This is a genomic window from Mycobacterium sp. Aquia_213, from assembly GCF_026625985.1.
Classification (GTDB): Bacteria; Actinomycetota; Actinomycetes; order Mycobacteriales; family Mycobacteriaceae; genus Mycobacterium.
The window spans coordinates 3,981,907-3,993,472 of record NZ_CP113116.1 but is presented as its reverse complement, the minus strand read 5'-3'; the positions used below and the strand labels follow the sequence as shown (position 1 = coordinate 3,993,472).

Here is an 11,566-nt window from a genome sequence, read left to right as displayed (position 1 = left end):
CAGGAATTTCGGCGGCCGTGCCGGAGTTGTCCCGGTGTCGACCGGCAGTTGCGGCGAATGCGCGGCAGCGATCGATCCGGGGCGTGCGGCCGCCCGATGGCGGCTCGCCAGCTAACTTTCGCCGCGGGGGTCGAGGACCACTTCCTCGATGTTGCGCACCAGCTCCGGCAAATTCGCATTGAGGTAGAAATGATCCCCGGGGAACACCCGGATGGAGAACTCCTGGGTGGTGCGATCCGCCCAGGCCGTCATGTTCTCGTCGGCCACGATGATGTCGTCATCGGCGACGAATGCGTGGATCGGGCATGTCAGCTTTATCTCGGGAGGCCGGGTATAGGCCGCAATGGTCCGGACGCTTTGCAACGTGGGCAGGATGCTCGAGGCGAATTCGTCATTTGCCAGATGCTCGGGATTCGTCTCGGTGACCTGGGCGACCAAGCTCAAGATCTCGTGGTCCGAACCCTGCAATTCCTTGTATCGGATGTGGCCCGGTGCTGCGCAGGACGATATGAACAGCGCGCTGATCGGGTGTCCGGCTTCTTGGAATCTCAGCGCCACCTCGAAGGCCACCAGCCCGCCCATACTGTGGCCGAAAAATGCCACCTGACCTCCGGCTTTCGCCGCCGGCGCCATCATGTCGAAGATTTCGCCGGCAAGCTCGGGAATGCTGGCGAGCTCGGTCAGGCCGCGATCGCGCCGGCTGGGGTATTGCACGGCGACCCGTTTGATATCGGCGGAGAACGCCTTGGCAAACGGAACGTAATAGGTCGCAGATCCACCGGCATGCGGAAAGATAAATAGCGTTCGCGTGCTCGCGCTGCCGCTATTTCGGTCAGTGGGCCCGTTCACCGGCTCAGCCTATCGCGGTGCGGTGGGTCGACCGGCCGCTGCCACACGATCGGCTCGGCGGGTAACGACAAGCATCCCGACCTGCGCAGGCGGTGCCGCGGAATTCCTGGAAGAATCCGTTTTTGTGGGGCGTTTGCCACGTCGCGTTGCAATTCGGGCAATGGAGTACCCCGCCCGCCGGGCGGCGGTGCGGGGCACGTTCGTGGCAAGCCCGGCGGCCAATGCCCGACACACCGGTGTCGCCACCGCCGTCACAGAGGTAACACCAGGCACACTGGTAACAACAACGAAGCCAGGAGGGCATGGCCGTGTACCGAGTCTTTGAAGCGCTGGATGAATTGGGCGCCATTGTCGAAGAAGCCCGCGGCGTGCCGATGACGGCGGGCTGCGTGGTGCCTCGCGGTGACGTGCTGGAGTTGATCGACGACATCAAAGACGCGATTCCCGGCGAGCTGGACGACGCCCAGGACGTGCTCGATGCCCGCGATTCGATGCTTTCCGACGCCAAGTCGCACGCCGACTCCATGGTCTCCTCGGCAACCACCGAGTCGGAGTCGTTGCTGAACCACTCTCGCGCGGAGGCCGACCGACTGCTTTCCGACGCCAAGGCGCAGGCCGACCGGATGGTGAACGAGGCGCGCCAGCACAGCGAGCGGATGGTCGCCGACGCGCGCGAGGAGGCCATGCGCATCGCCACGGCGGCCAAGCGCGAGTACGAGGCCAGCGTCGGCCGCGCCCAGGCCGAGGCCGACCGGCTGATCGAAAACGGCAACATCTCATATGAGAAGGCCGTGCAAGAGGGCATCAAGGAGCAGCAGCGCCTGGTCTCCCAGAACGAGGTCGTGCAGGCCGCCAACGCGGAGTCCACGCGTCTGATCGACACCGCACACGCCGAGGCCGACCGGCTGCGCGGTGAGTGCGACATCTACGTCGATAACAAGCTCGCGGAGTTCGAGGAGTTCCTGAACGGGACGCTTCGTTCGGTGGGCCGCGGTCGCCACCAACTCCGGACGGCGGCCGGCACGCACGACTACGCGACGCGCTAGCGGGTAGCGCTCTCGGCCCAGTGCCGAGCGGGCCACCTGGGCGAATGGCCGAAGTGCCGCCCGGGGCATCTCGACGGCGCCGTAAGATTTTTCCTATGGCGCGCCAACACAGCACTACTGCGCAGCATCATCCGGCCTCGCCGATGACGGTTGACGTCACGCGGCTCGGGCGCCGACCGGGATCGATGGTGACGTTACGTAACACCGTGCCCAGCCCGTTGCGCATCGGACTGGACATGATCGCGATCCCGCAGGGCGCTCCGCTGGACATGGATCTGCGGGTCGAGTCGGTGTCGGAAGGCGTGCTGGTCACCGGGACGGTGTCGGCGCCCACCCTCGGCGAGTGCTCGCGGTGCCTGACCGAGGTGCACGGGCACGTGGAGGTCGGGTTGACCGAACTGTTCGCCTACCCGGACACCGCCACCGAGGCGACCACCGAGGAAGACGAGGTCGGCCGGGTCGTCGACGACCGCATCGACCTCGAGCAGCCGATCATCGATGCCGTCGCGCTCGACCTTCCGTTCGCACCGGTATGCCGGCCGGATTGCCCCGGGTTGTGCCCCGAATGCGGCGTGGTGATGGCCGATGACCCCAGCCACCACCACGACACCATCGATCCGCGATGGTCCAAGCTGGTGGACATGCTGTCCGACGACACCGGCGACCCGGATACCGCTCGGGGTGACCGGTGACCTCCCGGCAAAGTCTGCTCGACGCGCTCGGCGTCGGCCTGCCCGAGGAACTGCTCTCGTTGGCGTTGACGCACCGCAGCTACGCCTACGAGCACGGCGGACTGCCGACCAACGAGCGGCTGGAGTTTCTCGGCGACGCCGTGCTGGGCCTGACGGTCACCGACGAGCTCTACCACCGTCATCCCGACCGATCGGAAGGTGACCTGGCCAAACTGCGCGCCAGCATCGTCAACACCCAGGCGCTGGCCGACGTCGGGCGGCACCTATGCGAAGGCGGACTGGGCGCTCACCTGCTGCTGGGGCGCGGCGAAGCGAACACGGGCGGAGCCGACAAGTCGAGCATCCTGGCCGACGGGATGGAATCGCTGCTGGGTGCGATCTACCTGGCGCACGGCATCGAAACGGCGCGCGAGGTGATCCTGCGGTTGTTCGGTGCGCTGCTGGATGCCGCGCCCACGCTGGGCGCGGGGCTGGATTGGAAGACCAGCCTGCAGGAGCTCACCGCGGCGCGCGGGATGGGCGCGCCGTCCTACCACGTCACCTCCACCGGCCCGGACCACGACAAGGAATTCACGGCCGTGGTCGTCGTGATGGAGACCGAATACGGGTCGGGTGTCGGCCGCTCCAAAAAAGAAGCCGAGCAGAAGGCGGCCGCCGCGACCTGGAAAACGCTGGAAGCGTTGGACACCGCGGGGAAAACGCCCGTATAGATGCCCGAGCTGCCCGAGGTCGAGGTGGTGCGCCGCGGCTTGCAGGCCCATGTTGTGGGCAAGACGATCACCGCGGTTCGGGTGCACCACCCCCGCGCGGTGCGCCGCCACGAGGCCGGACCCGCCGACCTCACGGCCCGGCTGCTCGACGCGCGGATCGACGGAACCGATCGACGGGGCAAATACCTGTGGCTGCTGCTCGACGGTGATACCGCGCTGGTCGTTCACCTCGGCATGAGCGGGCAGATGCTGCTCGGTGCGGTGCCGCGCGCCGATCACGTCCGGATCTCCGCAGTGCTCGATGACGGAACGCTGCTGAGCTTCGCCGACCAGCGAACCTTCGGGGGCTGGATGCTCGCCGACCTGGTGGACGTCGACGGCAGCGTGGTGCCGACGCCCGTCGCGCACCTCGCGCGCGACCCGCTGGACCCCCGCTTCGACGTCGATGCGGTGGTGAAAGTGTTGCGGCGCAAGCATTCCGAGATCAAACGCCAGCTACTGGATCAGCAGGTGGTGTCGGGTATCGGCAATATCTATGCCGATGAAGCGTTGTGGCGGGCCAAAGTTCATGGTGCCCGCGCGGCGGACACGCTGACCCGCCGCCAGCTGACCGCCGTGCTGGCGGCCGCCGCGGACGTGATGCGCGAGGCGCTCGCCAAGGGCGGCACCTCGTTCGATTCGCTGTACGTCAACGTCAACGGCGAGTCGGGTTACTTCGACCGCTCCCTGGATGCCTATGGGCGCGAAGGCGAAAGCTGCCGGCGCTGTGGCGCGGTAATGCGCCGCGAGAAATTCATGAACCGGTCGTCGTTCTACTGTCCGCGGTGTCAGCCACGCCCACGCGGTTAATGCCATTTCGGCAAAAGCTGAGGCTATCCTCAGCATCGTGAGGCTATCCTTACCAGGATGATGAACCTCCGGCGTTGGGGCGGGTAATGCGCGAATCGGCGCGAGACGCAGATCGTTTTTCGGGTTCGCCAACCGTGCTAGCGGAGCTGTCGCCGGGCGAGCGGGCAACGATCGTCGGCCTGACGCCGGCGGTATCTCCGATGGTGGCGGGCCGCCTGCGGCAACTGGGATTTCGGCCGGCCTCCGACGTCGAAGTGATCCGCCGGGCCCCGATGGGCGACCCGACCATCTACCGCGTCCAGGACACCGAGCTGTGCCTGCGACGGCGCGAGGCGCGACTGATCGAAATCGAGACGGGCAGCGACGCATGACGTCGTCGTGCCACGAAGAAGGCGGCTCTGCGGTCGCCGTTACCGGAATGGCGCGCATCGCTTTGGTCGGAAGTCCCAACGCGGGCAAAACTTCTGTGTTCAACCACCTGACCGGACTGCGGGCCAAGACCGGTAACTACCCGGGCGTCACCGTCGGGCGCAGCGTCGGCATCGCCAAGGTGGACGGCGTCGAGGTCGCCATCGAGGACCTGCCCGGCACCTACAGCCTCGACCCGATCAGCCCGGACGAGCAGGTGGTGTCCGACCTGCTCGGCGGCGAGGTCTACGGCGACGGCCGGCCCGACGGGATCGTGATCGTCGCCGACGCCACCACACTGCACCGCTCGATCATCCTGATCGCGCAGGTACTGCGCCAGGACCTGCCGTGCCTGTTGGTGCTGAGCATGACCGACGAGTTGACCGCGCGCGGCGGCGGCATCGCCATCGACGCCTTGTCGACGGCGCTGGGCGTCCCGGTCCTCGCGGTCATCGCCAACCGCGGCGTTGGCATCGACACTTTGCGCTCGCAGCTGGTGAACTTCGGCCAATGGCAACGGCCCCCGGTTTTGCCGCCGGCCGAGGACGTCGCCATCGACGCGTGGGGCCGCTCGGTGCTGAAGGCCGCCGATTATGCTGCCCCGCAACCGGATCGGCGTACCCGGCGGATCGACGCGATCGTGCTGCACCCGCTGTGGGGCACCGTCATCTTCTTCGTGGTGATGTTCTGCTTCTTCCAGGTCGTCTTCACAGTCGCAGCGCCGCTGCAGGATCAGGTCGCCGATTGGCTCGGCCAGCTCGGAACCCTGGTCAGCAACCACGTCGGCAACTACGTCATCCGCGGGTTGCTCGGCCAGGGACTGATCGGCGGTGTCGGGACGGTGCTTCAGTTCCTCCCGCAGATCGTGTTGTTGTTCCTGCTGATCGCGCTGCTGGAGAACGTCGGCTACATGGCGCGCGCCGCCTTCCTGATGGACCGGGTGATGGCGGCGACGGGATTGGAAGGCCGCGCGTTCGTCGCGATGCTGTCGTCGTTCGCCTGCGCGATCCCGGGGATCATGGCCACCCGGACGCTGCCGTCGTCGAAGGACCGGATCGCCACCATCATCACGGCGCCGTTGATGACCTGTTCGGCCCGGCTTCCGGTGTTCACCCTGCTGGTCGGCATCCTCGTTTCCCCGAAGACTCAGTGGGGCGGGTTCAGTGCGCAGGGTGTGGCGATGTTCGCGCTCTACGTGTGCGGTGGCACCTCCGCGCTGATCGCCGCGGCGGTGTTCAAATCGACGATCCTGCGCAGTGACCTGTTGCCGTTCACGATGGAGCTTCCCCCGTATCGCTTCCCGTCGCCCAAGAACGTGCTGATCACGATGTGGGATTCGGCGAAGATGTTCTTGCGCAAGGCCGGAACGATCATCCTGGGGACGTCGGTGGTGCTGTGGGTGTTGCTCAACCTGCCGGCGCGCGAGGCCGAGACCGCGAAGATGTCGCCGACCGACGCGACCGCCTACGTGATGGACCACAGCCTGGCCGCCGACGTCGGGAAATTTGTCGGACCGGTGTTCAAACCGCTCGGCTTCGACTGGCACGTCAACATCGCGCTGCTCGGTTCGATGTCGGCGCGTGAAGTGTTCGTCTCCACCCTGGGCCAGGTCGCGGCGGCGGAGAGTCCCGACGATCCGCACGAGGCACTGGTTTCGCTGACCGACGACAACGGCCATAAGGTGTTCACCGCGCCGACCGTGATCGCGCTGATGGCGTACTTCATCTATGCGCTGCAATGCATGTCGACCGTCGCGGTGATGCGGCGTGAAACCAACTCGTGGCGATGGCCCGCGATCGCATGGTCTTACATGTTCGTGCTGGCCTGGGTGATGGCTTTCCTCGCCCGACAAGTCGCGATAGCGCTGGGCGCATGATTCCGATCCACGCCACGGCCACCAACGATCCGCGTCGGCTGCGCTGGGTGGTCTCATCCGAGCAACTGCCGCCGCGCGGCACGGTCCGCGTCGCCCCGGGCAAGCTGGGCGCCTTGCTGGGCACAGGCGTGGTCGACGAAATTGTGGTGGGAGCCGGCGGCATCCTGATCACGATCTCCGCGGACAGCAGCTGGCGTGAGCGGGGCGACGAAATTGGCGCGGCGCTTGGCGAGGCACTGCTGGACTTGGCGGGCTGGACCGTTGACGAAACATCGGTCCCCGCAGGACAATTGGAAGCCGTCGTGCAGGAGCTGCTGGCCGGGCAGGTGGGTGCGCTGGCCGCCTCGCACGGCGGTTCGATCGAGTTGGTCTCGGTCGACGGCCACAACGTGATCGTGCGGATGGCCGGCTCCTGCGACGGATGCCCGGGCGCGTCCTCCACCCTGCGCGACGCGCTGGAGCGCGAACTGCGGCACCGGGTCGACGATCGGGTGGTCGTCTCTTCCGAAAACGATTCGAAATCAACGTCTTTCGGCAAGAAGCTGCTGTCGTTGATAGTCCGCTGAGGGCGTATTCGCACGGCCCCGGTAGAAATGAGCCATGACGGAACTGTGGGTCGAACGCACCGGAACACGCCGCTACACCGGCCAGAGCTCGCGGGGCGCGCAGGTTCTCGTCGGCTCCGAGGACGTCGAAGGTGTGTTCACCCCCGGTGAATTGATGAAGATCGCGCTGGCGGCGTGCAGCGGGATGTCCAGCGACCAGCCGCTGGCCCGCCGGCTCGGCGACGACTACCGGGCGGTGGTCCGGGTTTCCGGTGACGCCGACCGCGACGAAGAGGTCTATCCGCTGCTGTCGGAAACCCTCGAAGTGGACCTGTCGGGATTGTCGCAGGACGAGAAGGAACGCCTGCTGGTGGTCGTCAACCGGGCGATCGATCTGGTCTGCACCGTCGGGCGCACGCTGAAGGCGGGCACCACGGTCAAGTTCGAGATCACTTCCAAGAACGACAATGCCGGGTCCTGACGTCCGGCTCACCGCCTGGGTGCACGGCATGGTCCAGGGGGTGGGCTTTCGCTGGTGGACCCGCTGCCGGGCGCTGGAGCTCGGCCTCACCGGTTATGCGGCCAACCAGGCCGACGGCCGCGTCCTGGTCGTCGCCCACGGACCCCGGCAGGCCGGCGAGAAATTGCTGGAGTTGCTGGAAGGCGGCCATTCCTGGCCGCCGCGGCCCGGCCATGTCGACCAGGTCGTCGCCGATTGGTCGCAGCCACACGAGCAATTCGAGGGATTCGTCGAGCGTTAAGCCGCTCGGTGAGTCACACCAGCCACGACAAAATGGCCCCCTTTCAGTGACTGAAGTGGCCACTGTGGCCAGTGCGTCGGGGGCGTGGGTGAGACGCGGATTTCGAGCGAGCCGACACCCCTCGGTGACGGCGACTCGGGCAATTTGGGCGGTAGTCTGGCTCGCCGTGTACCTCAAGAGTCTGACGCTGAAGGGCTTCAAGTCCTTCGCTTCGCCGACGACTCTGCGCTTCGAGCCCGGTATTACCGCCGTCGTCGGACCCAACGGTTCCGGCAAGTCCAACGTGGTCGACGCCCTGGCGTGGGTGATGGGGGAGCAGGGCGCCAAGACGCTGCGCGGCGGAAAGATGGAAGACGTCATCTTCGCCGGCACCTCGTCCCGCGCCCCGCTGGGCCGCGCCGAGGTCACCGTCACGATCGACAACGCCGACAACGCGCTGCCGATCGAGTACTCCGAGGTCTCGATCACCCGGCGGATGTTCCGCGACGGCGCCAGTGAATACGAAATCAACGGCACCAGTTGCCGTTTGATGGACGTCCAGGAACTGCTGAGCGACTCCGGCATCGGCCGCGAGATGCACGTGATCGTCGGGCAGGGCAAGCTCGACGAGATCCTGCAGTCGCGGCCCGAGGATCGCCGGGCGTTCATCGAGGAAGCCGCGGGTGTGCTCAAGCACCGCAAGCGCAAGGAAAAAGCCTTGCGCAAGCTGGACGCGATGCAGGCCAACCTGGCGCGGCTCACCGACCTGACCACCGAGCTGCGACGCCAGCTCAAGCCGCTGGGCCGCCAGGCCGAGGTGGCCCGTCGCGCCCAGACCATCCAGGCCGACCTGCGTGACGCCAAGCTGCGGCTGGCCGCCGACGACCTGGTCAATCGGCAGGTGCAGCGGGACGCGATCCTGGAGGCCGAGGCCACCATGCGCCGCGAGCACGACGAGGCCGCCGGCCGGCTGGCCGTGGCGTCCGAGGAGCTGACCGCGCACGAGACCGCGCTGGCCGAGCTCTCGGTGCGCGCCGAGTCGGTCCAGCACACCTGGTTCGGGCTGTCCGCCCTGGCCGAACGGGTGGGCGCCACGGTGCGCATCGCCAGCGAACGCGCCCAGCACCTGGATCTCGAGCCGGTGGCGACCGGCGACACCGACCCGGACGCACTGGACGCCGAGGCCGAGCAGGTCGCGGCCGCCGAGCGGCAGCTGCTGGCCGAGCTGGCCGCCACCCGTACCCGGCTGGAGGCCGCCCGCGCCGACTTGTCCGAGCGCGAGCGCGAGGCAGCCGAGGCCGACCGGGCCCACCTGGCCGCCGTCCGGGCCGAGGCAGACCGGCGCGAGGGCCTGGCCCGGCTGGCCGGTCAGGTCGAGACCATGCGGGCCCGGGTCGAATCGATCGACGACAGCGTGGCCAAGTTGTCCGAGCGCATCGAACACGGCGCTGCCCGTGCGCAGCAGACCCGGGCGGAGTTCGAAACCGTGCAGGGTCGCGTCGGCGAACTCGATCAGGGCGAGGTCGGCCTGGACGAACACCACGAGCGGACGGTGGCCGCACTGCGGCTGGCCGACGAACGGGTCACCGAGCTGCAGGCCGGCGAGCGGGAAGCCGAGCGCCGGGTGGCGTCGCTGCGAGCCCGCATCGATGCCCTCTCGGTGGGGCTCGAGCGCAAGGATGGCGCGGCGTGGCTTACCCAAAACCACAGTGGCGCAGGACTTTTCGGTCCAGTCGCGAAGTTGGTCAAGGTCCGTTCCGGGTATGAGGCGGCGCTGGCGGCGGTGCTCGGATCGGCGGCCGACGCGCTGGCCGCCGAAAGCTTCGGCGCGGCCCGTTCGGCGGTCGCCGCGCTCAAGCAAGCTGACGGAGGCCGCGCGGCACTGGTGCTGGGCGACTGGCCTGGCCCGGAAAACGATCAACCCCCGCACGCTGGTTCGTTGCCCGACGGTGCGCTCTGGGCGCTCGACCTCGTCGAGGCGCCACAGCGGCTGCGCGGCGCGATGGTCGCCATGCTGTCGGGCGTCGCGGTGGTCAACGACCTGGGCGCGGCGCTGGATCTGGTGGCCGGCCGCCCGCAGCTGCGCGCGGTCACCACCGACGGTGACCTGGTCGGCCGCGGCTGGGTGAGCGGCGGTTCGGACCGCAAGCCGTCGACGCTGGAGCTCACCTCGGAGATCGACAAGGCCGGCAGCGAGCTGGCCGTGGCCGAGTCGCAGGTGGCGCAACTCGGCGCCGCCCTGTCCGGCGCATTGACCGAGCAGCGTGGCCGGCAGGACTCCGCCGAGCAGGCGCTCGCCGCGCTCAACGAGTCCGACACCGAGATCTCGGCGATGTACGAGCAGCTGGGCCGGCTCGGTCAAGACGCCCGGACCGCCGAGGAAGACTGGAACCGGCTGCTGCGTCAGCGTGAGGAGCTGGAGGCGGGACGCGCCCAGACCGTCGAAGAGGTCACCGAACTCGAAACCCGGCTGCGCAACGCGCAGGCCAGCCAGCACACGCCCGCGGAAGACCCCGTCGATCGTCAGCGAATCGCCGCCGCGGCCGACACCGCCCGCGGCGTCGAGGTGGAGGCCCGGCTCGCGGTGCGCACCGCCGAGGAACGGGCCAACGCCGTGCGCGGCCGGGCTGATTCGTTGCGCCGTGCGGCCGCCGCCGAACGTGAGGCGCGGGTGCGCGCCCAGCAGGCCCACGCCGCGCGATTGCGGGCGGCGGCGGTGGCCGCGGCGGTGGCCGACGCGGGCCGGCTGCTGGCGGCGCGGTTGAACCGGGTGGTCGTCTCCGCATCGCAGATCCGCGACGCCATGGTCGCCGAACGCGAGGCGCGGTCGACGGCGATGGCGGCGGTGCGCAACGAGGTGCACACGCTGGGCACCCGGGTGGCCACGCTGACCGATTCGCTGCACCGCGACGAGGTGGCCAACGCCCAGGCGGCGCTGCGCATCGAGCAGCTCGAACAAATGGTGCTCGAGCAGTTCGGCATGAGCCCCGCGGATTTGGTCGCCGAGTACGGCCCGCAGGTCGCGCTGCCGCCCTCCGAACTGGAGATGGCCGAGTTCGAGTTGGCCCGTGAGCGCGGCGAGCAGGTCACCGCGCCCGCCCCGGTGCCCTACGACCGGCCGACCCAGGAGCGGCGGGCCAAACGCGCCGAGCGGGAACTGGCCGAACTGGGCCGGGTCAATCCGCTGGCGCTCGAGGAGTTTGCCGCGCTGGAGGAGCGCTACAACTTCCTGTCCACCCAGCTCGAAGACGTCAAGGCGGCCCGCAAGGATCTGCTCGACGTCGTCGCCGACGTCGACGCCCGCATCCTGCAGGTGTTCAGCGACGCGTTTGTCGACGTGGAACGCGAATTCCGGGAAGTCTTCACGGTGCTGTTCCCCGGCGGCGAGGGCCGGCTGCGGCTGACCAACCCGGACGACATGCTCACCACCGGCATCGAGGTGGAGGCGCGTCCGCCCGGCAAGAAGATCACCCGGCTGTCTTTGCTGTCCGGTGGCGAGAAGGCACTGACCGCCGTCGCGATGCTGGTCGCGATCTTCCGTGCCCGCCCGTCGCCGTTCTACATCATGGACGAGGTCGAGGCCGCGCTCGACGACACCAACCTGCGCCGCCTGATCTCGCTGTTCGAGCTGCTGCGGGCGCGCTCGCAGCTGCTCATCATCACCCACCAGAAGCCGACGATGGAGGTCGCCGACGCGCTGTACGGCGTGACCATGCAGGGCGACGGCATTACCGCGGTGATCTCGCAGCGCATGCGTGGACAAGAGGTCCAGCAGCTCGCCACTACTTCTTCTTAGCGGCGTCCCCGGCGGCTGCCGCTGTGAGTTCGCCCCCGTGGCCCTGAAACAATGT

Annotated in this window: 11 protein-coding genes; 10 read left to right on the top strand and 1 reads right to left on the bottom strand. The window is 68.0% G+C overall.

The features are described 5' to 3' along the window. Positions 1 to 111: 111 nt before the first annotated feature. The gene (locus LMQ14_RS18680) at positions 112 to 849 is read right to left on the bottom strand and encodes a thioesterase II family protein (RefSeq protein WP_267731018.1); all 738 of its coding nucleotides are present in this window, start codon (positions 847 to 849) and stop codon (positions 112 to 114) included. A 308-nt stretch (positions 850 to 1,157) separates the two neighbouring features. On the opposite strand from LMQ14_RS18680, the gene sepIVA reads away from it, so the two are divergent. From sepIVA to smc, 10 genes are all read left to right on the top strand, one after another. Next, a complete protein-coding gene (gene sepIVA, locus LMQ14_RS18675) occupies positions 1,158 to 1,895 on the top strand; it encodes a cell division protein SepIVA (protein ID WP_085226306.1) in 738 nt (245 codons plus the stop codon). 95 nt (positions 1,896 to 1,990) lie between these two features. Next, complete coding sequence (locus tag LMQ14_RS18670; protein WP_267731017.1) at positions 1,991 to 2,587, top strand: YceD family protein; 597 nt, start codon at positions 1,991 to 1,993, stop codon at positions 2,585 to 2,587. Next, positions 2,584 to 3,297 (top strand): ribonuclease III, encoded by a 714-nt coding sequence (gene rnc / locus LMQ14_RS18665; RefSeq protein ID WP_267731016.1) that lies wholly within the window; start codon positions 2,584 to 2,586, stop codon positions 3,295 to 3,297. The genes LMQ14_RS18670 and rnc overlap by 4 nt, the downstream gene beginning before the upstream one ends. Further along, entirely contained in the window at positions 3,298 to 4,146 is an 849-nt protein-coding gene (gene mutM / locus LMQ14_RS18660) for a DNA-formamidopyrimidine glycosylase (RefSeq protein WP_267731015.1), read from the top strand. A gap of 134 nt (positions 4,147 to 4,280) precedes the next feature. Then, the gene (locus LMQ14_RS18655; protein WP_267731014.1) at positions 4,281 to 4,517 is read left to right on the top strand and encodes a FeoA family protein; all 237 of its coding nucleotides are present in this window, start codon (positions 4,281 to 4,283) and stop codon (positions 4,515 to 4,517) included. Then, complete coding sequence (gene feoB / locus LMQ14_RS18650; RefSeq protein ID WP_267731013.1) at positions 4,514 to 6,430, top strand: ferrous iron transporter B; 1,917 nt, start codon at positions 4,514 to 4,516, stop codon at positions 6,428 to 6,430. The genes LMQ14_RS18655 and feoB overlap by 4 nt, the downstream gene beginning before the upstream one ends. After that, positions 6,427 to 6,996 carry a NifU family protein gene (locus LMQ14_RS18645; protein ID WP_267731012.1) on the top strand — a complete coding sequence of 190 codons (570 nt, stop codon included), beginning with the start codon at positions 6,427 to 6,429 and terminating at the stop codon, positions 6,994 to 6,996. Before feoB ends, LMQ14_RS18645 begins: the two co-directional genes overlap by 4 nt. A 34-nt stretch (positions 6,997 to 7,030) precedes the next feature. Next, the gene (locus tag LMQ14_RS18640) at positions 7,031 to 7,456 is read left to right on the top strand and encodes an OsmC family protein (protein WP_267731011.1); all 426 of its coding nucleotides are present in this window, start codon (positions 7,031 to 7,033) and stop codon (positions 7,454 to 7,456) included. Beyond that, on the top strand, positions 7,443 to 7,736 hold the full coding sequence (locus tag LMQ14_RS18635; protein ID WP_267731010.1) for an acylphosphatase: 294 nt from the start codon (positions 7,443 to 7,445) through the stop codon (positions 7,734 to 7,736). The genes LMQ14_RS18640 and LMQ14_RS18635 overlap by 14 nt, the downstream gene beginning before the upstream one ends. 166 nt (positions 7,737 to 7,902) lie before the next feature. Then, complete coding sequence (gene smc / locus LMQ14_RS18630) at positions 7,903 to 11,511, top strand: chromosome segregation protein SMC (protein WP_267731009.1); 3,609 nt, start codon at positions 7,903 to 7,905, stop codon at positions 11,509 to 11,511. The last annotated feature ends 55 nt before the right edge of the window (positions 11,512 to 11,566 follow it).